The following is a 24,349-nucleotide window of genomic DNA, read 5'->3' as shown; positions in this document are numbered from 1 at the left end:
ACCTTGATCCCCGCCGCATCCTTCGCAGGCAAGCAGGTTTCGCTCTTCGGGCTGGGTGGTTCGGGGATGGCGACGGCGCGCGCGCTGATCGAGGGCGGCGCGCAGGTGCTGGCCTGGGACGACAATCCCGACAGTGTCGCCAAGGCCGCCGCCACAGGCATCGCGACCGGCGATCTGCGCGGCGCCGACTGGGCGAAATTCTCGGCCTTCGTGCTGTCGCCCGGCGTGCCGCTGACGCATCCCAAGCCGCACTGGACGGTAGAGCTTGCGCGCGGCGCCGGCGTCGAGATCATTGGCGACGTCGAGTTGTTCTGCAGGGAGCGGATGCTCAGCGCGCCGACGGCTCCTTTCATCGGCATCACCGGCACCAATGGCAAATCGACGACGACCGCGCTGGCGGCGCATATCCTCAAGGCCTCCGGCCGCGACACGCAGATGGGCGGCAATATCGGCCGCGCGGTGATGACGCTCCATCCGCCGAAGCCTGACCGCCACTATGTGGTCGAGTGCTCGTCCTACCAGATCGACCTTGCTCCATCGATCAACCCGACGGCCGGTATCCTGCTCAACCTGACACCAGATCATCTCGATCGCCACGGCACCATGCAGCACTACGCCTCGATCAAGGAGCGCCTGGTGGCGGGCAGCGAGACGGCAATCATCGGCATTGACGATTCCTGGTGCGCGCAGATCGCCGAGCGGTTGGAGCGGGCAGGCCGGCAGGTCATCCGCATTTCCAAGCGGCTGCCGCTGACCGATGGCTATTTCGCCGACGGCACCAAGCTGATGGAAGCCGTGCACGGCCGCTACAGCCGGGTCGCCTTCCTCGAAGGTATCGGCTCGCTGCGGGGCCAGCACAATGCGCAGAACGCGCTCGCCGCGGTCGCCGCCTGTCTCAAGGTCGGCCTCGACCTCGGCGAGATCCAGTCCGGGCTGGAGAGTTTCCCGGGCCTCGCCCACCGTATGGAGCAGGTCGGCCGCAAGGACCATGTGCTGTTCGTCAACGATTCCAAGGCGACCAATGCCGATGCGGCCGCGCCCGCGCTGTCCAGCTTCAACCGCATCTACTGGATCGCGGGCGGCCTGCCCAAGGAAGGGGGGATTGAACCGCTGCGCGGCTTCTTTCCGCGCATCGCCAAGGCCTATCTGATCGGCGAGGCGGCGCCCGCTTTTTCGGCGACGCTGGGCGAGGCGGTGCCCTACGAGATATCGGGGACGCTGGCCGCCGCGGTCGAGCACGCCGCGCATGACGCGGCCAAGGAGGATGGCGGCGAGGCGGTGGTGCTGTTGTCGCCGGCCTGCGCCAGTTTCGACCAGTTCAAGAATTTCGAAGTTCGCGGCGAAGCCTTCAGGCAAGCTGCGAGCGCTATAGATGGCGTCAAACCCATCGGAGGGGCACGATAATGCAGAGCCGTCTCGATAAAAGTCCCGTCGCAACCTGGTGGTGGACGATCGATCGCTGGTTCCTGGCGGCATTCCTATCGCTGATGGGGCTCGGCATCGTGCTGTCCTTCGCCGCGAGCCCGGCGGTCGCCGAACGCATCGGCCTCGACAGTTTCCACTTCGCCACCAGGCAGATCATCTTCACCGTGCCGGCGCTCGGCGTGATGCTGGCGGTATCCTTCCTCGATTCCAGGCAGATCCGGCGCATGTCGCTGATCATGCTGTGCCTCATGCTGGTGCTGATGGTCGCGGTGCTCTATGTCGGCGTCGAAGTGAAGGGCGCGCGGCGCTGGGTTTCGCTCGCCGGCCTGTCGATCCAGCCGTCGGAATTCCTGAAGCCGGCCTTCGTCATCATGTGCGCCTGGCTGTTCGCCGAGCACAAGCGCCAGCCCGACATTCCCGGCAACCTGTTCGCCATGCTGCTTCTGGTGCTCGTCGTATCACTGCTGGTGGCGCAGCCGGACCTCGGCCAGACCATGCTGACGACCGGCACCTGGGGCATCATGTTCTTCATGGCAGGGCTGCCCTGGCTATGGATCATCGTGCTGGGCGCCGCCGGCGTCGGCGGTGTCTTCGCCGCCTATACGGTGTTTCCGCACGTTGCCCTGCGCATCGACAAGTTCCTCACCGGCGAGGGCGACACGTTCCAGGTCGATATGGGGCGCGACGCGCTGATCAATGGCGGCTGGTTCGGCGTCGGGCCGGGCGAGGGCACGGTCAAGCGGGTCATCCCCGACAGCCACGCCGACTTCGTGTTCTCGGTCGCGGGCGAGGAGTTCGGGCTGATCATGTGCTTCTTCATCATGTCGATCTTCGCTTTCATCGTGCTGCGCGGGCTCAACACGGCACTCAAGGAACATGACGACTTCACCCGCTATGCGGTCGGCGGCCTCGTCACCGTGTTCGGCCTGCAGGCCGTCATCAACATGTGCGTCAACCTGCAGCTTGTGCCGGCCAAGGGCATGACGCTGCCCTTCATCTCCTACGGTGGTTCCTCGCAGATCGCGATCGCCATCTCCATGGGCATGGTGCTGGCGCTGACGCGCAAGCGACCTGAAAAACGCAAGCAGATGGGCTTCACGCTGCCACAGCGCGCCCTGCCGGCGGAGTGATATGGCGAGGGGTGTCATCCTTCTCGCGGCGGGCGGAACCGGCGGACATCTGTTTCCGGCCGAGGCGCTGGCGCATGAGCTCGCCGAGCGTGGCTGGACGGTGCATCTGGCGACGGACGACCGGGCCGAGCGATTTGCCGGCCGCTTCCCGGCTGCCGCCATCCATCCGATCCAGTCGGCGACGATGGGTTCGAAGAACCCTTTCACCTTGCTCGGGGCCTTCTGGAAAATCTGGCGCGGCGTGCGGCAGGCCTCGGCCATCATCGGCAGGATCAAGCCGGATGCCGTCGTCGGCTTCGGCGGCTATCCGACCCTGCCGCCGCTCTATGCGGCGACGCGGCGCAAGGTGCCGACTTTGATCCATGAGCAGAACGCGGTGATGGGGCGCGCCAACCGGGCGCTGGCCGGCCGTGTCGATGCCATAGCCGGCGGCTTCCTGCCGCAGGACGCGAGTGCCGCCGGCGCCAAGACGGTGACGACAGGCAATCCGGTCAGGCCGGCTGTGCTGGAAGCGGCCAAGACACCTTATGCGGCATCGACCGGGGAGGAGCCGTTCCGCTTGCTGGTGTTCGGCGGCAGCCAGGGCGCCCAGTTCTTTTCCGATGCCATGCCTGGGGCGATCGCACTGCTTTCCGATGCACAGCGCAAGCGGCTTGCGATCACGCAGCAGGCGCGTGCCGATGACGTGGGGCGGGTGAAGGCTGCCTATGCCGCGCTTGGCGTCGCCGCCGAGGTTTCGCCCTTCTTCACCGACATGGCGGCACGCATGGCGGCGGCGCATCTGGTGATCTCACGTTCCGGTGCCTCGACGGTCTCGGAGATCGCCGTCATCGGACGACCGGCGTTGCTGGTGCCCTATCCCTACGCGCTCGACCACGACCAGGCGGCAAATGCGGCGGCCCTTGCCGCCGCCGGCGGCGGCGAGGTGCACCCACAATCCTCGCTGTCGCCCGAGCGCATCGCAGTCCTCCTTGGCGGACTGATGGACGCCCCCGAGCGGCTGGCGGCGATGGCGGCAGGCGCGAAATCGGCTGGCAGGCCGCACGCGGCAAGGTTGCTCGCCGATCTCACAGAGGCTATTGCGTCCAGAAAAACCGTTTCGGATTTCAGAAAGGGGACGCACGCATGAAAATGCCGCAGACCATCGGCCTCGTTCATTTCATCGGCATTGGCGGCATCGGCATGAGCGGCATCGCCGAGGTGCTGCACAATCTCGGCTACAAGGTGCAAGGGTCCGATCAGGCCGACAGCGCCAATGTGCAGCGCCTGCGCGACAAGGGCATCGAATGCTTCGTCGGCCACAAGGCCGAAAACCTCGGCGATGCCGAGGTCATCGTCGTCTCGACGGCGATCAAGAAATCCAATCCGGAGCTCAAGGCCGCGCGTGAAAGGCTGCTGCCGATCGTGCGTCGCGCCGAGATGCTGGCCGAGCTGATGCGCTTCCGCCAGGCGGTGGCCATCGGCGGCACGCACGGCAAGACGACGACGACCTCCATGGTGGCGACGCTGCTCGAAGCCGGCGGGCTCGACCCGACCGTCATCAATGGCGGCATCATCAATGCCTATGGCACCAATGCGCGCATGGGCGACGGCGAATGGATGGTGGTCGAGGCCGACGAGAGCGACGGCACCTTCCTCAAGCTGCCGGCCGACATCGCTGTCGTCACCAACATCGATCCCGAGCATCTCGACCACTATGGCAGTTTCGACAAGGTGCGCGAGGCATTCCGCCAGTTTGTCGAGAACGTGCCGTTCTACGGCTTCGGCGTGATGTGCACCGACCACCCGGAAGTGCAGGCGCTGGTCGGACGCATCGAGGATCGGCGCGTCATCACCTATGGCGAGAACGCGCAGGCCGATGTGCGCTTCACCAACCATCGCATGGCGGGTGCCACGTCCGAGTTCGACGTGGTGATCCGCGACCGCAAGACCGGCGGCCAGAAGACGATAGCGGACCTGCGGCTTCCAATGCCAGGCCGCCACAATGTTTCGAACGCCACCGCCGCGATCGCAGTGGCGCACGAACTAGGCCTGTCCGGGGAGGCGATCAAGAAGGGCCTGTCGTCCTTCGCCGGCGTCAAACGCCGCTTCACCCGTACCGGCTCCTGGAACGGCGTCGACATTTTCGACGATTACGGCCATCATCCGGTCGAGATCGCGGCCGTGCTCAAGGCGGCGCGCAGCGCCACCAAGGGACGCGTCATCGCCATTGCCCAGCCGCACCGCTTCACCCGGCTGCATGATCTGTTCAACGAGTTTTCGGCCTGCTTCAACGACGCCGATACGGTGATGGTCGCCCCTGTCTACGCGGCCGGCGAAGAGCCGATCGAGGGCGTGACTTCCGATGCGCTGGTGTCGCGCATCCGCGCCGGCGGCCATCGCGACGCCCGCTACATCGAAGGACCGGCCGATATCGCGCCGATCATCCGTGATCTCGCCAAGCCCGGCGATTTCGTCGTCTTCCTCGGCGCCGGCAATATCACCCAATGGGCTTATGCCTTGCCCAAGGAGCTTGCCGCCTCATGACGCACGGCCAGGCCCTGATCGACAGACTTGGCGACCGGCTTGCCGGCCTGCGTGGCCGTATCACGCCGAATGCCGAGATGGACAAGATCACCTGGTTCCGTGCCGGAGGGCTGGCGGAGGCGCTGTTCCAGCCGGCGGATGAAGAAGATCTCGCCGCCTTCCTCAGGGCGGTTCCCGAGGAAATTCCGCTGACCATCGTCGGCATTGGCTCGAACCTGCTGGTCAGGGATGGCGGCATTCCCGGCTTTGTCATCCGGCTTTCCGCTAAGGGGTTTGGTGAGGCCGAACTTGTTTCACCGATCAGGATCAGGGCAGGCACGGCGACGCCCGACAAGCGCGTGGCCGCCGTGGCGCTCGAGGCCGGCATTGGCGGCTTCCATTTCTACCACGGCATTCCAGGCGCCATTGGCGGCGCGCTCAGGATGAATGCTGGCGCCAATGGCGTCGAGACGCGCGAGCGGGTTGTCGAGGTGCGCGCGCTCGACCGCAAGGGCAATGTCCAGACGCTGAGCAATGCCGACATGGGTTATGCCTATCGCCATTCGGCCGCACCGACCGGGCTGATCTTCACCTCGGCCGTGTTCGAAGGGTTTGCCGAGGACAAGGCGGTGATCAAGGCGGCGATGGATGCCGTGCAGAACCACCGCGAGACCGTGCAGCCGATCCGCGAGAAGACCGGCGGGTCGACCTTCAAGAATCCCGAAGGCACCTCGGCCTGGAAGGAGATCGACAAGGCGGGCTGCCGCGGCCTGCTGATCGGCGGGGCGCAGATGTCGCCCATGCACTGCAACTTCATGATCAACACCGGCACCGCCACCGGTTACGACCTCGAATATCTCGGCGAGACGGTGCGGGCGCGCGTGCTCGAACATTCCGGCATCCGCCTGCACTGGGAGATCCAGCGCATCGGCAATTTCCGGCCCGGACATGCCGTGCAGGAGTTTCTCGGCCAACTGCTCTGACCTCAATCTCAATTCGCTTTAGTTGCCGGTGAAGTTCACGTGATGGTTGAACTTCAAACGCGTTCCCAGAGTGCGCAAAAAGCGTTGCTTCGGGGACTCACCGACACGGTTTTCACGTCCATTTTCTCAGAAAGTGAATCTCTCGGAATCATAAGCACTTGCCAGTAAATCAACTCTCTGATTCTCTGCTCCAAAGCGTTTCCTGATTTGAGTCGTTCGACGCGTTACCCGCGTTTTCCGTCTGGGGGGCAACCTGCCGGGAGACTCGGACTCAATGTTGCGGAAATTTTGGTTTTTGGTCCGCCGTGAGAGGGGATGACGGGGAATGAAGAGCAAGCATGTGGCCGTCCTGCTGGGAGGTTTCTCGTCCGAGCGGCCCGTGTCCCTGTCCTCCGGAAAGGCCTGTGCCGATGCGCTGGAGAAGGAAGGCTACCAGGTCACCCACGTCGATGTCGGGCGCGACGTCGGCTCCGTGCTCGCCGAGCTTCGGCCGGATGTCGCCTTCAACGCGTTGCATGGTCCATTCGGCGAGGATGGCACGATCCAGGGTATCCTCGAATATCTCGGTATTCCCTACACCCATTCCGGCGTGCTCGCCTCGGCGCTCGCCATGAACAAGGAGCAGGCGAAGAAGATCGTCAAATCAGTCGGCGTTCCCGTCGCCGAATCGAAGGTTGCCAATCGCTTCGCCATCCAGAACAAACATCCGATGAAGCCGCCCTACGTGATCAAGCCGGTCAATGAAGGATCGAGCTTCGGCGTCGTCATCGTGTCTGAAGGGCAGTCGCATCCACCGCAGATCGTCGGATCGTCCGAGTGGAAATATGGCGATACCGTCATGGTCGAGCGCTACATCCATGGGCGCGAACTGACCTGCGCCGTCATGGGTGATGTGGCGCTCGGCGTCTGCGAGATCATCCCGACGGGCCATTCCTTCTACGACTACGATTCAAAATATGTTGCCGGCGGATCAAAACACGAATGCCCCGCAAAAGTTTCACCGAATATTTACCAAAAAATACAGACACTGGCGCTCAAGGCTCACCAAGCTGTCGGCTGTCGGGGCGTTTCCCGGTCGGACTTCCGTTATGACGATCGTCACTCCGAAAATGGCGAAGTTGTATGGCTCGAGGTCAACACCCAGCCGGGCATGACGCCGACATCTCTGGTGCCTGAAATCGCCGCCCAGGCCGGGCATTCGTTTGGTGAACTGTTGAGTTGGATGGTGGAGGACGCTTCGTGTCTGCGTTGAAATGGGGACAGGGTAGGGGGAAGGGCGCGGCGGTGCCGTCGCTGTTCGGCCTGCCGTTGTCATCGGGCCATTTCGTGCTGCCACGCATGCTTCGCCGCCCGGTGCGCATGCTCGCCCGCCTTGGTGATGGCGAATTCCAGGCGCCGCGTTTCTCCTCCGCGATCATGTCGGCCGTGCTGCTCGCGTCGAGCGGCGCCTACGGTGCCTATCTTGGCGGTCATGCCGACGGTATCATCCAGAGCATCACTGCCCGCACCGGCTTTGCCGTCGATCAGGTCAAGGTGGTCGGCAACCATCAGACCTCGGAAATCGACATTCTCGACAGGCTCGAGCTTGACGGCTGGACGTCGCTGATCGGCTTCGACGCGGAGGCCGCGCGCGAGCGCATCTCCGGCCTGCCCTGGATCGAGGTCGCCGCGGTGCGCAAGGTCTATCCGCACACGCTGGAAGTGCGCGTCGAGGAGCGCGAGGCCTTCGCGCTCTGGCAGCAGGGCAGTGATCTTTCGGTCATCGAGAAGAATGGTGCCGTCATCGCGCCCTTCTCAGGCGGCAAGCAGGTGCTGTTGCCGCTGCTGATCGGCACTGGCGCGCCCGCCAAGGCGCCTGATTTCCTGGCCAAGGTCGAGCAATATCCCGATCTCGCCAGCCGCATAAAGGGCTACATCCGTGTCGGTGAGCGGCGCTGGGACCTGAAGCTGGACAACGGCATCACCGTCAAGTTGCCGGAGGATGGCGAGGACCAGGCACTCGCGGAACTCGTGAAGATGGACCATGACAACGGGCTTTTGTCGCGCGACATCGCCGCCGTCGACATGCGCCTCACGGACCGGCTGGTCGTGCAGTTGACGCCCGAGGCGGCGACGCAGCGCGAGGCGGCGCTCAACGAGAAACCGAAAACGCTCAAGCGCAAGCCGGAGACGAAGATATGAGCTGGCTTGGCGGTTCTGGCGATGCCTCGTCGCGCCGGTCCGGCACCTTGACGGTGCTGGATGTCGGCTCGAACAAGGTCTGCTGCATGGTGGCGAAGCTCAAGCCGAACGATGACGGCAAGCTGTTGCGCGGCCGCTCGCACCGGATCCAGGTCATCGGCATCGGCCATCAGAAATCGCAGGGCGTGAAGTCGGGTGTGGTGGTCGATCTCGACCGCGCCGAGCATGCGATCCGCTTGTCCGTAGACGCCGCCGAGCGGATGGCCGGGCTGACGGTCGATTCGCTGATCGTCAACATGACCGCCGGCCGGCTGAAGAGCGAAGCCTTTTCGGCGACCATCAACCTCGGCGGCCATGAGGCCGACGAAGCCGACATCAAGCGCGTGCTCGGCGCCGGCGCCAAGCAGGCGCTCAAGGCCGAGCGCGAGGTGATCCATTCGCTGCCGGTCGGCTTCTCGCTGGACGCCGAGCGCGGCGTTCGCGATCCGCGCGGCATGGTCGGCGACACGCTTGGCGTCGACATGCATGTGCTGACGGGTGACGCAGCCCCGATGCGCAACCTGGAGCTCTCCATCAACCGCTCGCATCTGTCGGTCGAGCGCATGGTGGCGACGCCCTATGCCAGCGGGCTGGCGGCGCTTGTCGATGATGAGCTGGAACTGGGTGCCGCCTGCATCGATATGGGTGGCGGCACGACCACGATCTCGGTGTTTTCGGAAGGCAGGTTCATCCACGGCGACGCGATCGCCATCGGCGGCAACCATGTCACGCTCGATATGGCCAAAGGACTTTCGACCTCGCTCGATGCCGCCGAGCGGCTCAAGGTGATGCACGGTTCGGCGCTGCCGGGCAGTGCCGATGACCGCGACCTGGTTTCGATCCAGCCGATCGGCGACGATGGCGACGTGCCGCTGCAGATCCCGCGTTCGGTGATGACGCGTATCGTGCGGGCCCGCATCGACGAGACGCTCGAACTCCTGCGCGACCGGCTGAACAAGTCGGGCTACGGCAACGCGGTCGGCAAGCGCGTCGTGCTCACCGGCGGCGCCAGTCAGCTGGCCGGCCTGCCGGAGGCGGCACGCCGTATCCTGGGACGCAATGTGCGCATCGGCCGCCCGCTCGGCGTGGCGGGCCTGCCCGAGGCGGCGAAGGGGCCGGCTTTCTCGGCCGCCGTCGGGCTTCTGATCTATCCGCAGATGGCGAGTTTCGAGAGCCATCCGGCGAAAGGCATTTCCGGTCTCAGGATGACCGGAACGGGTGGAAAACTGCATCGCATGAGTCAGTGGTTGAGAGACAGTTTCTAATTGACGGGGGCAGCCCCATAGGCGGCCGCGGCGGCGAAGCGGCGTGAAAGGCAAAGGACGGAGACAATGACCATCAATCTGCAGAAGCCGGACATCACCGAGCTTAAGCCACGCATCACCGTGTTCGGTGTCGGCGGCGGCGGCGGCAACGCCGTCAACAACATGATCACTGCCGGGCTGCGCGGTGTCGAGTTCGTCGTCGCCAACACCGACGCCCAGGCGCTGACCATGTCGAAGGCCGACCGGCTGATCCAGCTCGGCGCGCATGTCACCGAAGGTCTCGGCGCGGGTTCGCAGCCGGAAGTCGGCCGCGCGGCGGCGGAAGAATGCATCGACGAGATCATCGATCACCTGTCCAACACCCATATGTGCTTCGTCACCGCCGGCATGGGCGGTGGTACCGGTACCGGTGCCGCTCCTGTCGTGGCGCGGGCCGCGCGCGAGAAGGGCATCCTCACCGTTGGCGTCGTGACCAAGCCGTTCCACTTCGAAGGTCAGCGCCGCATGAAGACGGCCGACATGGGCATCGAAGAGCTGCAGAAATGCGTCGACACGCTGATCGTCATCCCCAACCAGAATCTGTTCCGGCTGGCCAATGACAAGACCACCTTCGCCGATGCCTTCGCCATGGCCGACCAGGTGCTCTATTCCGGCGTCGCCTGCATCACCGACCTGATGGTCAAGGAAGGCCTGATCAACCTCGACTTCGCCGACGTGCGCTCGGTCATGCGCGAAATGGGCAAGGCGATGATGGGCACCGGAGAGGCTTCGGGCGAGGGCCGCGCAATGGCAGCGGCGGAAGCGGCAATCGCCAATCCGCTGCTCGACGAGACCTCGATGAAGGGCGCCAAGGGCCTGCTGATCTCGATCACCGGCGGCCGCGACCTCACCCTGTTCGAAGTCGACGAAGCGGCAACCCGCATCCGCGAGGAGGTCGACCAGGACGCCAACATCATCCTGGGCGCCACCTTCGACGAGGAACTCGAAGGCGTCATCCGCGTCTCGGTGGTCGCCACCGGCATCGACAAATCGGCCGCTGAAATCGCCGCCGCGCCGATCTCGATCCGCGCCGCGCCGCAGAAGCCGGCCGCCCGGCCGGCTGTTGCCGCCGTGGAAAGCCGCCCGGCGCCGGTCCAGCAGGCCGCTTACGAGCCGCGCGCCGTCGATCCGGTCGCGGAAGCGATCCAGTTGGCCGAAGCAAACGCCGCGGCCATGGCTCAGCCGCGCCCGGCACAGGTTGCCCATGCGGACGATTTTCGCCCGCAGAGCAAGATCTTCCAGGCGCCGCCCGCGCAGCCGCAGCCGATGGTGCAGCCGGTCGTCCAGCAGATGATGCAACCGGCTCCGCAGCCGCGCGAAATGCTGCGTGAGGTCCAGCAGCCGGTCGCAATGGCCCCGCAGCGCATGCCGCGCGTCGAGGACTTTCCGCCGGTCGTGAAGGCCGAGGTCGAAGCCAAGAGCCGTCCGGCAGACCACCATGAGAATAGCGGGCCTATGGGCCTGCTGAAGCGTCTGACCAATGGGCTGACCCGCCGCGAGGAGGAGCCCGCACGGCTGCAGCCGGCGCAACCGCGCGAGCCGAAGCTGCGCCAGGCCGCGCCCGAAGTGCGCCGCCTCGCCAGCCAGGACGCGCAGCTCTACGCGCCGCGCCGTGGCCAGCTGGATGAGCAGGGCCGCCTGACGCCACAGACCAGGGCGACTCAGGACGACGATCAGCTGGAGATTCCCGCCTTCCTGCGCCGCCAGGCCAACTGAGTAGTTAACGGACTGTAACAAGTGTTAACAGGCAGGCAAGGAATTGCTTGCCTGTTAACGTTTAAAGTTCTGAAAAATCAAAAGCTTATGGTACCGTACATGTTCCAGTTCGCGGTTACAGAGAGTAAGAAACCGTGATTTGGAGTCTCCTTGCCGGGACATTATCTTCGCCGCCTACCATAGTCGGTCTGCCGGGATTTCGGGGAAGTGGCCCTGCCTGCCGATTTCACAAGAGCCGCGCCCTCGGGCTGGAGAAGCGGACCTAGGCATTTCGGGCTTATGGGGATTGTCTTGCACGACTATCAGACGACAGTGAAGACGCGCGCGTCGCTTACAGGCACCGGCGTTCACAGCGGCAAAGAAGTTTCCATCAGTTTCCTGCCCGCGGATGCCGACACCGGCATCGTGTTCCAGCTTATCAATGAGGAAGGGCAGGGCCGCGAGTTCCGTGCCCTGTTTTCCGAGATCGGTGCCACGGACCTTTGCACCATGCTCGGCGATCCTTCGGGCGAGCACATCGCCACTGTAGAGCACATCATGGCCGCGCTGTTCGGGGTCGGCATCGACAATGTCGTCATTGAGATCGATGGCCACGAAGTTCCCATTCTCGACGGCAGCGCCATGGCCTTCGTGGAAGCCATCGACCAGGCGGGCATCGAAAAATTGCCGGTCAAGCGGCGCTACATCAGGGTCGTCAAGCCGGTCCGCATCGAGAACGGTGCTTCCTGGGCGGAGTTCAGACCCTATGACGGCACCCGCTTCGAGGTCGAGATCGATTTCGAAAGTCCCGCGATCGGGCGTCAGCTCTTTGCTTCCGACATCAATGCCGACATCTTCCGCCGTGACATCGCGCGGGCCCGCACCTTCGGCTTCATGAAGGATGTCGAGCGGCTGTGGGCCGCCGGCTACGCGCTGGGATCGTCGCTGGAGAATTCTCTGGTGATTGGTGACGACAACCGCGTCATCAACATGGGCGGCCTGCGCTACCCCAACGAATTCGTGCGCCACAAGACGCTGGACGCCATGGGCGACCTGGCGCTGGGCGGCGCCCGCTTCATCGGCTGTTTCCGCTCCTATCGCGGCGGCCACAGGCTGAACGCCGCGGCGCTGCGGCGCCTGCTGTCGGACCGCACGGCTTTCGAGATCGTCGAGACGACACGCCGCGAGCGTGGCCGCGCGGCCGAGATGAGCGCCGTCAATGCGCCGCTCTATGCGCCCTGGATGATCTGAATCCCTTAGTTTTTTCGATTCGCTTGGAGATGGCCGGTGTTGCAGGAATGCACCATCGGCTGGTGAAATCGCAGGGATGCCGAGGCTCCGACCGACCGCCACAAAAATGTGCGATTGGCTAGACATAGCGTTGCCCGGCAAGGCGGTTATGGTCTATGGCTGCTGCCGTCGATTAGTGCATGTCGCTCAAAAGTGGGGACCAGTTTTGGGAGAACTGCATGCAACGGGCATTGAAATAACGCCGAAAGGGCGCAATCCAATCATGTTCTTCAAGCGAGTCGGTCAATCGAAAGCGCCGCAGTGGTCTGTTTTCCTGGCGCTTTCGGTGGTTGTTCCATCGCTCTTTCTGTCGGCTTGCATGTCGTCGGAGAAAGATATCGACCTTTCGACCTATGTCGACCATACCGAGCCTGGGGACGTTCTCTACAATCAAGGCCTCGCCAATCTGAATGCCGGGCGGCTGGACGAGGCGAGCAAGAAGTTCGACGCCGTCGACCGCCAGCATCCCTATTCGGAATGGGCCCGCAAATCGATGGTGATGGGCGCGTTCGCCGATTATCGCAAGGGCAGTTACGATGAAGCGATCTCGTCAGCTAAACGCTATCTGGCGCTTTATCCTTCCACCGATGACGCCCCCTATGCGCAGTACATCATCGGCCTGAGCTACTATCGCCAGATCAAGGATGTGACGCAGGATCAGAAGGAAGCGCGCCAGACCGTGCAGACGATGCAGGATCTGGTGACGCGCTGGCCGAACTCCGAGTATGTCGAGGACGCCAAGCAGAAGATCCGCTTTGCCAACGACCAGCTCGCCGGCAAGGAAATGCAGATCGGCCGCTACTATCTGGAGCGCCGCGAATACATCGCCGCCGTCAAGCGCTTCCGCACCGTGGTGGAGAACTATTCCAACACGCGTCATGTGGAAGAAGCGCTGGCCCGCCTCACCGAAAGCTACTACGCAATGGGGCTGACCTCGGAGGCCCAGACCGCCGCCGCGGTGCTCGGCACCAACTACCCTGACAGCCCATGGTATAAGGATTCCTACAAGCTCCTGCAGAGCAATGGGCTGGCGCCGCGCGAGAATGCCGGGTCGTGGATATCCAAGGCCGGGAAGCTGATCACCGGCGCCTGACCGCTGTACCTCGGACCGAAGCGTGCATAGCGCGCTTTTTCGGATTGATCCGATGCGCAAACAAAAAGATAGTGCGGCGCTGCGACTCCAATCGGTCGCGTGCCGCGTTGAAGCGCGTCGTGCTTGCACGGATCCATGCGACGCGCTTTAAGTCTTTTGCTTTCGTGCATGTCGTTATCCCAAAACCGGGTCCACTTTTGGGCGGCATGCAATAGGTCCGGGTTCTGATGCTTTCCAGACTGTCGATCCGCGATATCGTCCTGATCGAGAAGCTGGATATCGACTTCCAGCCGGGCCTTTCCGTGCTGACGGGCGAAACCGGCGCCGGCAAATCCATCCTGCTCGATGCCTTGTCGCTGGCGCTCGGCGCGCGCGGCGACGCCTCGCTGGTGCGTCATGGCGCGGCACAGGGCCAGGTCATCGCCGTCTTCGATGTGCCGCGCAACCATCCGGTTCGCGCGCTGCTTGCCGAAAACGCCATAGAGGATGATGGCGACGTCATATTGCGCCGTGTGCAAACGGCGGACGGCCGCACGCGCGTGTTCGTCAACGATCAGCCATCCAGCGTGACGCTGATGCGCGATGTCGGCCGCGCGCTGGTCGAGATCCACGGCCAGCACGATGAGCGCGCCCTGGTCGATCCCGGCGCACACCGTGACGTGCTCGACGCTTTCGGCGGCCATCTCGGCGTCGTTCGCTCGACCGGCGAGGCCTGGCGGCACTGGCGCGCCGGCGAGCAGGAGCTTTCGCGCCACCGCGCCAAGGTGGCGGCAGCGGCGCGCGAGGCCGACTATCTGCGCGCCGCGGTCGCGGAACTGACCAGGCTCGATCCGCAGCCCGGCGAGGAGACGGAACTTGCCGACCTGCGCGCCCATATGATGCGCGCCGAGAAGATCGCTTCCGAAATCCATGATGCGCAGGATGTGCTGTCAGGCCCGTCCTCACCCCTGCCGCAGCTCGCCAGCCTGCTGAGACGGCTGCAGCGCAAAGCGACGGAAGCACCCGGCCTGCTCGAAGACGTGGTCAAGTCGCTGGACGAAGCCATGCTGTCGCTTGACGCGGCACAGTCGGGGGTCGAGGCCGCGCTCCGCGCCACCGAATATGACCCGCAAAGACTGGAGAAAGCCGAGGAGCGACTGTTCTCGCTGCGCGCCGCCTCGCGCAAGCATAGCGTCGCTGTCGACGACCTGGCGCAATTGCGCGACACGATGGTTGCCGATCTTGCCGATCTCGATGCCGGCGAGGAGCGGCTGCACGGGCTGGAGAAGCAGGCCGCCGCCGCACGCGAGGCCTATGACATTGCCGCCGCGCAGCTTTCTTCGCTTCGCCATGCGGCGGCCGTCGGGCTGACCAAGGCGGTGATGGCCGAACTGCCAGCGCTGAAGCTCGAACGCGCCGCCTTCATCGTCGAGATGAAGAGTGAGGCCGAGAGCCGCATGGAAGAGGGCATCGACCAGATCGAGTTCTGGGTGCGCACTAATCCCGGCACGCGGCCCGGGCCGATGATGAAGGTCGCCTCCGGCGGCGAGCTCTCCCGCTTCCTGTTGGCGCTGAAGGTGGCGCTGGCCGACCGCGGCTCGGCGCCGACGCTGGTTTTCGACGAAATCGACACCGGCGTTGGTGGCGCCGTGGCCGACGCGATCGGCCAGAGGCTGGCGCGCCTGTCGAAGCGCGTGCAGGTGCTGTCGGTCACCCACGCGCCGCAGGTGGCGGCGCGCGCGGCGACGCATTTCCTGATCTCCAAATCGGGCAGCACCGACCGCGTGGCGACCGGCATCGCCGAGATGGACCGGACGGCGCGGCAGGAAGAGATCGCGCGTATGCTGGCCGGTGCCACCATCACCGACGAGGCGCGCGCGGCCGCCGAGCGGCTGCTGCGCGAAAACACCAACGCGGCATGAGAATCTCCGGTGTCATGGATCGAGTCAGGATATGGCTCCATCCTGCTGTTCAGGAATGATTTTCCCGAAATCCTGATTTATTGTGACGTGCCATTGTCCAAGGAAGCTTTCCATGTCGGAAAAACCAGTCGATTCGCTTGATGAAAGCGAGGCGGAAGCCGAGCTGAAGCGCCTTGCGGCGGAGATCGCCGAGCACGACCGGCGCTACCATACCGAGGATGCGCCTGTCATCACGGATGCGGAATATGACGCCCTGACGCGACGCAACCTCGCCATCGAGGAGCGTTTTCCCGGTCTGGTACGCGAGGATTCTCCATCGCGCAGGGTCGGCGCGCCGCCGGCGGAGGGCTTCGCCAAGGTGCGCCACGCCGTGCCGATGCTCAGCCTCGCCAAGGCCTACACCGACGAGGACGTCGCCGATTTCATCGTGCGCGGCCGGCGGTTCTTCGACCGCGACAAGGACCTCGATATCGCCTTCACCGCCGAGCCGAAGATCGACGGGCTGTCGGCTTCGCTGCGCTACGAAAAGGGCGTCTTCGTACAGGGCGCGACGCGCGGCGACGGTGCCGTGGGCGAGGACATCACCGCCAACCTCAGGACCATCGCCGACATTCCAGCGCGGTTGAAAGGGTCGGGCTGGCCTGAAATCATCGAGATCCGCGGCGAGGTCTATATGACCTATGCCGAATTCGAGGCGCTGAAGGCACGCTCGGCCGCGGCGGGCGGCCAGGATTATGTCAATCCGCGCAACACGGCCGCCGGCTCGCTGCGCCAGAAGGATCCTTCCGTCACCGCCAGCCGCAACCTCAAATTCTTCGCCTATGCATGGGGCTACACCACGGAAGATCCAGCCCCGACCCAGTATGATTCGGTCCAGAAATTCGCCGATTGGGGGTTCAAGATCAGTCCGCTGATGGTGCGGGCGAAGTCGGTCGAGGAACTGGTCGCGCATTATCACCGGATCGAGGAGCAGCGCTCGTCGTTGGGCTATGACATTGACGGCGTCGTCTACAAGGTCGACCAACTCGATTTGCAGCGCCGCTGGGGTTTCGTCACCGGTGAGCCGCGCTGGGCCGTCGCGCACAAATTCCCGGCCGAACAGGCGATGACGACGGTGGAGAAGATCGACATCCAGGTCGGCCGCACCGGCACGCTGGCGCCAGTGGCGCGGCTGGCACCCGTCACCGTCGGCGGCGTCGTGGTCGAGAATGTGACGCTGCACAATGAGGATTATATCAAGGGCCTGGACAGCAATGGCCTGCCGATCCGCGACGGCATCGACGTACGCATCGGTGACACGGTGGTCATCCAGCGGGCAGGGGATGTGATCCCACAGATCGTCAGCGTCGTCATCGACAAGCGCCCGGCCGATGCGGTGCCTTACGAGTTTCCGCATACTTGTCCGGTTTGCGGCTCGCCGGCGACGCGCGAAATCAACGAGAAGACCGGCAAGGAGGATTCGCGCCGCCGCTGCACCGGCGAACTGATCTGCCCGGCGCAGGCCGTGGAAGGGCTGCGGCACTTCGTGTCGCGCGGCGCCATGGACATAGAAGGCCTGGGCGCTGAAAACATCGACCTGTTCTTCAATTCTGGACTGGTCAAGACAGCCGCCGATATCTTCACGCTCCGGGATCGCCGTCCGGCCGTCACCAGGGCGCTGGCCGAGCGGCGCGAGGAGCAGGCCAGGCAGCGCGAGGCCGCGTCCGGCAAGACGCGCAAGAATGTGCGCGGCGTCGAGGACCGCAATTATGAAGGTCTCGACAAGCTGTTCGCGGCCATAGACGCGCGCCGCGAACCGGAACTCGATCGTTTCATTTTTGCGCTCGGCATCCGCCACATCGGCGAGACGACGGCGGCAGTGCTTGCCCGGACATTCTCGACGATCGAGGAGTTGATCCGCGTTGGCAAGGAGACGGCGGCGGCGGAGGACCCGCACACAGTCTTCCCATCGATCAACGGCATCGGCGACACGGTGATCGATGCGCTGCGCAATTTCTTCGGCAATGAGCGCAATGACGACGTGCTCGACAAGCTGCTCGAGCAGGTCAAGCCGAAACCGTATATCGTCACGATTTCGGCCGACAGCGAGGTCGCCGGCAAGACGATCGTCTTCACCGGTTCGTTGGAGAAGATGACGCGCTCCGAAGCCAAGGCGATGGCCGAACGGCTTGGCGCCAAGGTGGCTGGTTCGGTCTCGGCCAAGACCGATCTGGTGGTGGCGGGACCGGGTGCCGGCTCCAAGCTCAAGCTTGCCAGTGAACTCGGTGTCGAAGTCATCGACGAAGACACCTGGCTGCAGCGGGTCGGCAAGGCGTGATGTCGGGCGAATTCAAAGGGTTCGGTCCAAAGGCCATCCCATTCCTGAAGGCGCTCGATTTCCACCAGAGCCGGGAGTGGTTCCTGGAGAACCGCGAGCTGTTCGAAAAGGAATTGCGCGATCCCCTGGGCGATCTCGTCGAAACGCTGACGCAGCGTTTCCTGGCAGCCGGGCTCGGTCTGCGTGGTGATCGCAAGAAATCGCTGTTCCGTATCAACCGCGACGTCCGCTTCGCCAAGGACAAACGCCCCTACAACAGGCATCTGTCGGCGATCCTGTCGCCCGACGGCAGCAAGATGGAGCAAGGCGTGTTCTACGTCCATATCGGGCTGGAGGGTTGCTTTGCCGGTGTCGCCTGGTGGCAGCCGGAAGCGGCGCTGCTGTTGTCGATGCGGCGCGCCATCGAGACGTGGCCCGAAAGGTTTCGCGCCATGGTGAAGGCGTTGAACAAGAATGGCCTCGAGCTCGATGCCGAAGGCGGCATGAAACGCACGCCGCGTGGCTTCGAACATGTCGTGGAAAAGGATCTCGTTGCCGCCATCCGCAACCGGCATTTTGTTGTTCGCCACGTCATCGATCCTGCTGGTATCCATGGACCGGAACTGGTCGAGGAACTCGTCGATTTCACTTTGCGGGCCAAGCCGCTGCTCGACTGGGGCAGGGCGATCGAGGGTAAAATCGCGGACGATTGAAGAGTCGACACCGCGATCCGGCGATCATTTCCGCTGATCGTTCGGCTCAAGCGAATTCGTGTGACAAGGCGGGGCATGCCACCTACATACCGCCACTCCCTTTATTGTGCATGCCGTTGTCCCAAAACCGCCACGCACTTTGGGCGACATGCATCAGGAGTGATCGATGGCGACGGACGCTATTTCCGAAAGCGGCGGCAAGAGCGAGTTCTGGCAGGGCGTGCGGCTGTCCATGCCGGTCGTGGTGGCGTCGGCGCCCTTTGCCGTGCTGTTCGGGGCGCTTGCCGTCGACCAGGGCTTCTCGGTTTTCGAAGCCTTCCTGATGAGCGCATTGGTGTTCGGCGGCGCCAGCCAGATGGTGGGCATCCAGCTGTTCGGCCAGCATGTCGCGCCATGGCTGATCGTGCTTTCGATCTTCGCCGTCAACTTCCGCCACGTGCTCTATTCCGCCGGGATCGGCCGGCGCATCGCGCACTGGCCTGTCATCCAGCAGGCGCTCGGCTATTTCATCCTCACCGATCCGCAATACGCGGTTGCCGAAGCGCGGGCGCAATCGGGGCAGACCGTCGGCTTTGCCTGGTATCTGGGGCTCGGCCTGCCGGTCTATCTGTTCTGGATCACCGAAAGCGCGCTTGGGGCGGTGTTCGGCAAGCTCATTCCCGACACGCATGCGCTGGGCATCGATTTCCTGCTGCCGATCTATTTTCTTGGCCTCGTGATGGGTTTTCGCAAGCGGCCGCTATGGCTGCCGGTGGTCGTCGCCAGCGGCTGCGCCTCGATCATCGCCTACAAGACGGTCGGCTCACCCTGGCACGTCTCGATCGGCGCCGTCGCCGGCGTGCTGCTCGCCGTCATCCTGCCACCGCACCATAGCGGCGTGGGAGAGCGGCCATGAGCACGACATTCTGGATCATCATCGCCGGCGCAATCGCGACCTATCTCACGCGCATCGGCGGGCATCTGGTCATCTCCCGCTTCGAAAACATTCATCCGCGCGTGGAAGCCGGCCTCAATGCGGTGCCGGCGGCGGTGCTGACGACGCTGGTGGCGCCGGAGCTGTTGAACGCCGGACCGGCGGAATGGGCGGCGCTGGTCGTCACGGCGACGGTTTCGCTGCGTGGCGGGCTGATGGCGATGTTTCTGGCGGGTGCCGCGGTGCTGATCCTGGCGCGGCAGTTCATCGGATAAGAGCTCTGCCTCGCGATGCTCCGACGTAGGCGCCGCCCCCTCATTGCCCTGCCGGCAATTTCTCCACGTATAGGGACGGGGAAAAGACGCTGTCATCGACGATTTCGCCAGTTTTCCTCGCTGCGGCGAAGGTTGCGACAGCTCCCTTCTCCCCGTCACTATACGGGGAGAAGGTGCCGGCAGGCGGATGAGGGGCAGCGCCAGCCTTCCAAGCTGAATATCGGCCGCCTCAAATCTTGGCGTCATACGGCAGCGGCGCGGTCGCCTTTTGCAGCCAGGCCAGCGTTTCGCCGTCGAGCATCGGTCCGATCTCCGCCAGCACGCGGGCGTGGTAGGTGTCCAGCCAGTGCAGTTCCTCGCGCGTCAGCAGGTCCGACCGCACCAGCCTGACATCGATCGGCGCCAGCGTCAGCGTCTCGAAGCCATGCATGGCAATGTCGCCGCCCTCGATCTGTTCGGCCGGCGTCACCAGGATCAGGTTCTCGATGCGGATGCCGTAGGAGCCTTCCTTGTAGTAACCGGGCTCGTTGGACAGCATCATGCCCTCGAGCAGCTTTTCGGTGCCGGTGCGCGCAATGCGCTGCGGACCCTCATGCACGGCCAGATACGAGCCGACGCCATGGCCGGTGCCATGGGCGAAGTCGCAGCCGTGCTTCCACAGCGCCATGCGCGCGACGGCGTCGATTTCCGAGCCACGCGTGCCGGCGGGAAAGCGCAGCGTCGAAATGCCGATCATGCCTTTCAGCACCAGGGTGAAGCGTTCGCGCATCTCCTCGGTTGGCTGGCCGATCGGCACGGTGCGGGTGATGTCGGTGGTGCCGTCCTGATATTGCGCGCCGGAATCGAGCAGGAACAGCTCGCCGGCCTCAAGCCTGCGGTTGGTGGCGCGTGACACGCGGTAATGCATGATGGCGCCGTTGGGGCCGGCGCCGGAAATGGTGTCGAAGGAGACGTCGCGCAGCGGCATCTGGGTCTCCTCGCCGGTCTGCCGGCGCGTCTCTTCCAGCCTGGTGACAACGGCGATCTCGTCGAGGGAGCCGGGTTTCTGGCGCTCCAGCCAGCACAAGAGCTTGGCCACCGCGGCACCGTCGCGACGATGGGCGGCGCGCGAGCCGTTGATCTCGGCCTGGTTCTTGGTGGCGCGCGGGATGCGGGCCGGGTCGGGCGCGGCGATCACCGTGCCGCCATTGTCCTCGACCAGCATGCGCAGCCTGTCGGCCGCGAGCACCGGGTCGAGCGCGATCTTGGCGCCGCCCTTGGCGAGGGCCACGATCGCCGCTTCGAATTCGCCGGGCTCATGCGGATCAGCGAGCTGCGTGAGATAGGCCGCGACCTGGCGCGAGAATTTGCGCTTGTCCATGAACAGCTGGTGCGATCCATCGGCGGCAAGGACGGCGAAGCCGAGCGCCAGCGGCGTGTGCGGCACGTCACCGCCACGGATATTGAAGGCCCAGGCGATGGAGGAGGGGTCGGTCAGCACCGCATGGGTGGCGCCCTCCTTGCCGATTGCTGTTGCCAGCCGCGCCAGCTTGTCCTTGGCGAGCTCGCCGGCAAAGCCGATCGGGTGAAGCTCGACCGGGGTCACAGGCGCGGCGGGCTGGTCGTTCCAGATGATGTCGATCGGGTTCCTGTCGAGTGGCACCAGCACGGCGCCCGTCTTGTCGGCCGAGGCCTGCAGCGCCTTGACCTCGCTGATCGTGTGCAGCCATGGATCGAAGCCCAGCCGCGCGCCCTTGCCGATATTGTCCCGGAGCCAGACGGCGGGCGGATTGTCGACGAGGCTTTCGATCGAAAAGATGTCGAGGTCCACCTCGTTGCGCACCTGCAGCGTGTAGCGCCCGTCGATAAAGACGAAGGCGCGGTCGCGCAGGACGATGGCGACGCCGGCCGAGCCGCTGAAGCCGGTCAGCCATTTTAGCCGCGCCGAACGGTCGGCGACATATTCGCCCTGATGCTCGTCGGCGCGTGGAACGATGAAGCCGTCCAGGCCATTGGCCGCCAGCCATTGGCGCAGCAGCGTCACGCGCGGCTTGCCGACCGCCGGATCGCCCGCGGAATCGAAGGTCTGGAACATGATGGGCCTCCTGATGTCAGTTCGACCGTAGCCTATGGACCTGGAAATCGGAATCGATTTCCGGCTGGCGCAAACTGCTACAGCGTCGCCAGGCTGACAACCGATCGGGCTTGGTCCAGTGGCAGCACGAAGGTCGATGCCGCTGAAACACGCTTTCCAACCATGCTCGCGATCGCACGGATGGTGCTGTTGGACGTGAGGCCGCTGGGGCGTCGACGGCAGGCCAACTATCCTGCCGGCCTCAATGCTTGAGGTGGATCGTCACCCAGCCTTCGCGGTGCAGGGTGCGCACGTGGCGGAAGTTCTGGCCGACATAGGCCGAGATGACGGCGTCGCGCTGGCGATCGAGAATGCCTGACAGCACGATCGAGCCGCCGAGCGCGATGTGCCCGGCCATTTGCGGCGCCAGCCGCATCAGCGGCCGTGCCAATATGTTGGCGACGATGAGATCGAAGGGTGCACGCTTGCCGAAGATCGGGTGGTGAAAGCCCGGTGCGGTCACCGTTTCGACGAGCCCCTTGACGTGGTTCAGCCGCGCATTGGCGGCGGCGACCTTCACCGCCACCGGATCGATGTCGGTGGCGAGCACCGAAATATGCGCCAGCTTGGCGACGGCGATCGCCAGCACCGCGCTGCCCGTGCCAAGGTCGAGCGCGTTGCGCGGGTGCTCGCGCCGCACCACTTTCTCCAGCATTTCGAGGCATCCCGCGGTTGTGCCGTGATGGCCGGTGCCGAAGGCAAGGCCTGCCTCGATCTCGATGGCGAGTTCGCCGCTGCGGCGTTTCCTGCGGTCATGCGCGCCGTGGACGAAGAAACGGCCGGCGCGCACCGGCTTCAGGCCTTCCAGCGAACGCGCCACCCAATCGATGTCGGGCAGCTTTTCGCGCTCGACCGGTTTTGACAGAGTGAGGCCGGCCAGAACGTCCTTCACCCGCGCCTCGACCGCGTCGACGTCGCCGTCGGCGTAGAGCGAGACTTCGTGGATGTCCTGGTCTTCGTCGACCTCCAGCACGGCGATCGGCAGGCCTTCGTCCTCGAAGGCCATTTCGAGCGCCGCGAAAATGCGTTCAGCCTCGATCTTCCCGGTGGTGAAATGGAGTCGCGTCTGAGTCATGTAGACTGGGTTTCTTCTTTGAGCTTGATCTTGTCCGAAAACGGGTTCCGCTTTTCGCTTACGCGGTCCTTCGCTTCGGGATCAAGCCTAGCCCTTGGCGGCAAGACGCTTCAGCTTCTCAACGGCGGTGTCGGCACTTTCCCCATAGGCGATGGTTCCGGCGAAGTCTCCCTTGCCATTCAACAGCAGCACCGAGGCCGTGTGGTCCATCGTGTAGTCGCCGTCGCCGGTGTCGACCTTCTTCCAGTAGATGCCGAAGGACTTGGCCATGGCATGGACCTTGTCCGGGTCACCGGTGATACCGGTGATACGGTCGGAGAAATTGCTGACATAGGCGTTCATCACCTGCGGCGTGTCGCGCGCCGGATCGATCGAGACGAAATATGCGTGCAAGTTCTTGCCGTCGTCGCCGAGCGTCTTCAGCCAGCCGGAGAGTTCGAACAGCGTGGTCGGGCAGACCTCGGGGCAGTGGGTGAAGCCGAAGAAGACGACGCTCGGCTGTCCCCTGAAGGCGGCCTCGGTGATCGGCGCGCCTTTCTGGTCGACCAGGGTGAACGGGGCTCCGAACGGTTCGCCGCCATAGTGGCCGCGATACCAGTCGAAGGTCAGCCAACCTATGCCGGCCGCCATCAGGACGAGAATGCCGATCAGGATAGAACGCATCATCAGAAAAGTCCGCCTGCAGAAATCATCGCGCCGGCTCAGTGCGCCGGTGCGACAGTCTTAGCGGTTCGACCTTGCCCAGGCAAAGTGCCGCGTTGCCGCAACCGCATATGGTGTTGAGGTTGCTGCTTGCAAAGCAGCCCACCTCGCCCCACCTGAGACCGGCTACTCGAACCGCAGGAGGCTTCCTTGCAAAGACCGATTGGGCCAAAACTGATCGGCGGCGCTCTGGCCGCATGCCTTGTCCTTGGTGCTGGCGGCGCCATTGCCGAGGAAGTCGGCAAGGTTGGCGTCGACTGGGTCGGCAATGACATTATGATTGACGCGATCAAGGACCCCAAGGTTGATGGGGTGACCTGCCATGTCGCCTATTTCGACCGAAGCATCGTCGATAGGCTGCACAAGGGCAACTGGTTCGAGGATCCCAGCGATTCCTCGATCTCGTGCCGCCAGACCGGCCCGATCACCATCGGCGATATCGATATGGGCGAGAGCGGCGAGGAGGTGTTCAAACAAGGCCTCAGCCTGATCTGGAAGAAGCAGGTGGTGAACCGCATCTACGACAAGACCAACGAGACCTTGATCTATCTGTCGCACTCGCGCCAGGTGCAGAACGGCTCCGCGAAGATGTCGGTCACGACGGTGCCGCTCTACGGCCAGAACGTGGTGTGGACCAAGGGCAAGCCGAAATAGGCTGATCGGAACTCTTTCCCGGAACCGGCTTGACGGATAATTGGTCCCGCTTGCGGGAACAA

Annotated in this window: 20 protein-coding genes; 17 read left to right on the top strand and 3 right to left on the bottom strand. The window is 64.1% G+C overall.

The window, feature by feature from the left end:
* Nucleotides 1-3 precede the first annotated feature (3 nt).
* From murD to FJ548_RS23855, 16 genes are all read left to right on the top strand, one after another.
* Nucleotides 4-1,404: a UDP-N-acetylmuramoyl-L-alanine--D-glutamate ligase gene (gene murD, locus FJ548_RS23935; protein ID WP_140779121.1), complete on the top strand. Its 1,401-nt coding sequence runs from the start codon at nt 4-6 to the stop codon at nt 1,402-1,404.
* Nucleotides 1,404-2,555 (top strand): putative lipid II flippase FtsW, encoded by a 1,152-nt coding sequence (gene ftsW / locus FJ548_RS23930; protein ID WP_140695606.1) that lies wholly within the window; start codon nt 1,404-1,406, stop codon nt 2,553-2,555. Before murD ends, ftsW begins: the two co-directional genes overlap by 1 nt.
* 1 nt (nt 2,556) lies before the next feature.
* Entirely contained in the window at nt 2,557-3,684 is a 1,128-nt protein-coding gene (gene murG / locus FJ548_RS23925) for an undecaprenyldiphospho-muramoylpentapeptide beta-N-acetylglucosaminyltransferase (protein WP_140779120.1), read from the top strand.
* Nucleotides 3,681-5,081, top strand: coding sequence for a UDP-N-acetylmuramate--L-alanine ligase (gene murC, locus FJ548_RS23920; protein WP_140608034.1), 1,401 nt, complete (start codon nt 3,681-3,683; stop codon nt 5,079-5,081). Before murG ends, murC begins: the two co-directional genes overlap by 4 nt.
* Nucleotides 5,078-6,043, top strand: a complete 966-nt coding sequence (murB, locus tag FJ548_RS23915) for a UDP-N-acetylmuramate dehydrogenase (RefSeq protein WP_140608032.1) — start codon at nt 5,078-5,080, stop codon at nt 6,041-6,043. The genes murC and murB overlap by 4 nt, the downstream gene beginning before the upstream one ends.
* Nucleotides 6,044-6,368: 325 nt before the next feature.
* On the top strand, nt 6,369-7,295 hold the full coding sequence (locus FJ548_RS23910) for a D-alanine--D-alanine ligase (protein WP_140608030.1): 927 nt from the start codon (nt 6,369-6,371) through the stop codon (nt 7,293-7,295).
* Entirely contained in the window at nt 7,283-8,224 is a 942-nt protein-coding gene (locus tag FJ548_RS23905; RefSeq protein ID WP_140608028.1) for a cell division protein FtsQ/DivIB, read from the top strand. The genes FJ548_RS23910 and FJ548_RS23905 overlap by 13 nt, the downstream gene beginning before the upstream one ends.
* A complete protein-coding gene (ftsA, locus tag FJ548_RS23900) occupies nt 8,221-9,528 on the top strand; it encodes a cell division protein FtsA (protein WP_140608026.1) in 1,308 nt (435 codons plus the stop codon). Before FJ548_RS23905 ends, ftsA begins: the two co-directional genes overlap by 4 nt.
* Nucleotides 9,529-9,594: 66 nt before the next feature.
* The gene (gene ftsZ / locus FJ548_RS23895) at nt 9,595-11,283 is read left to right on the top strand and encodes a cell division protein FtsZ (RefSeq protein ID WP_140608024.1); all 1,689 of its coding nucleotides are present in this window, start codon (nt 9,595-9,597) and stop codon (nt 11,281-11,283) included.
* Nucleotides 11,284-11,562: 279 nt separating this feature from the next.
* Nucleotides 11,563-12,513, top strand: coding sequence for a UDP-3-O-acyl-N-acetylglucosamine deacetylase (gene lpxC / locus FJ548_RS23890; protein ID WP_140608022.1), 951 nt, complete (start codon nt 11,563-11,565; stop codon nt 12,511-12,513).
* 262 nt (nt 12,514-12,775) lie between these two features.
* Complete coding sequence (locus FJ548_RS23885; RefSeq protein WP_140608020.1) at nt 12,776-13,645, top strand: outer membrane protein assembly factor BamD; 870 nt, start codon at nt 12,776-12,778, stop codon at nt 13,643-13,645.
* Between the two features lie 227 nt (nt 13,646-13,872).
* Entirely contained in the window at nt 13,873-15,546 is a 1,674-nt protein-coding gene (recN, locus tag FJ548_RS23875) for a DNA repair protein RecN (RefSeq protein WP_140695597.1), read from the top strand.
* Nucleotides 15,547-15,658: 112 nt separating this feature from the next.
* Nucleotides 15,659-17,863, top strand: coding sequence for an NAD-dependent DNA ligase LigA (gene ligA / locus FJ548_RS23870; RefSeq protein ID WP_140779119.1), 2,205 nt, complete (start codon nt 15,659-15,661; stop codon nt 17,861-17,863).
* Nucleotides 17,863-18,555, top strand: coding sequence for a TIGR02453 family protein (locus FJ548_RS23865; protein ID WP_140779118.1), 693 nt, complete (start codon nt 17,863-17,865; stop codon nt 18,553-18,555). The genes ligA and FJ548_RS23865 overlap by 1 nt, the downstream gene beginning before the upstream one ends.
* 166 nt (nt 18,556-18,721) lie before the next feature.
* Nucleotides 18,722-19,450: an AzlC family ABC transporter permease gene (locus FJ548_RS23860; RefSeq protein ID WP_140608012.1), complete on the top strand. Its 729-nt coding sequence runs from the start codon at nt 18,722-18,724 to the stop codon at nt 19,448-19,450.
* Nucleotides 19,447-19,743 (top strand): AzlD family protein, encoded by a 297-nt coding sequence (locus tag FJ548_RS23855; RefSeq protein ID WP_140695589.1) that lies wholly within the window; start codon nt 19,447-19,449, stop codon nt 19,741-19,743. The genes FJ548_RS23860 and FJ548_RS23855 overlap by 4 nt, the downstream gene beginning before the upstream one ends.
* A 229-nt stretch (nt 19,744-19,972) precedes the next feature.
* Here FJ548_RS23855 and FJ548_RS23850 read toward each other — a convergent pair whose 3' ends face one another.
* From FJ548_RS23850 to FJ548_RS23840, 3 genes are all read right to left on the bottom strand, one after another.
* Nucleotides 19,973-21,817 carry an aminopeptidase P family protein gene (locus FJ548_RS23850; RefSeq protein WP_140779117.1) on the bottom strand — a complete coding sequence of 615 codons (1,845 nt, stop codon included), beginning with the start codon at nt 21,815-21,817 and terminating at the stop codon, nt 19,973-19,975.
* A 241-nt stretch (nt 21,818-22,058) separates the two neighbouring features.
* Nucleotides 22,059-22,931, bottom strand: coding sequence for a 50S ribosomal protein L11 methyltransferase (locus FJ548_RS23845; RefSeq protein WP_140765216.1), 873 nt, complete (start codon nt 22,929-22,931; stop codon nt 22,059-22,061).
* Nucleotides 22,932-23,018: 87 nt separating this feature from the next.
* Nucleotides 23,019-23,597 carry an SCO family protein gene (locus FJ548_RS23840; RefSeq protein ID WP_140608004.1) on the bottom strand — a complete coding sequence of 193 codons (579 nt, stop codon included), beginning with the start codon at nt 23,595-23,597 and terminating at the stop codon, nt 23,019-23,021.
* 186 nt (nt 23,598-23,783) lie between these two features.
* Here FJ548_RS23840 and FJ548_RS23835 point away from each other — a divergent pair, with 186 nt between their 5' ends.
* The gene (locus tag FJ548_RS23835) at nt 23,784-24,287 is read left to right on the top strand and encodes a CreA family protein (protein ID WP_140608002.1); all 504 of its coding nucleotides are present in this window, start codon (nt 23,784-23,786) and stop codon (nt 24,285-24,287) included.
* Nucleotides 24,288-24,349 lie beyond the last annotated feature (62 nt).

It is taken from the genome of Mesorhizobium sp. B2-4-17, assembly GCF_006441275.1.
GTDB lineage: Bacteria > Pseudomonadota > Alphaproteobacteria > Rhizobiales > Rhizobiaceae > Mesorhizobium.
This window is presented reverse-complemented; position numbering and strand designations above follow the sequence as displayed.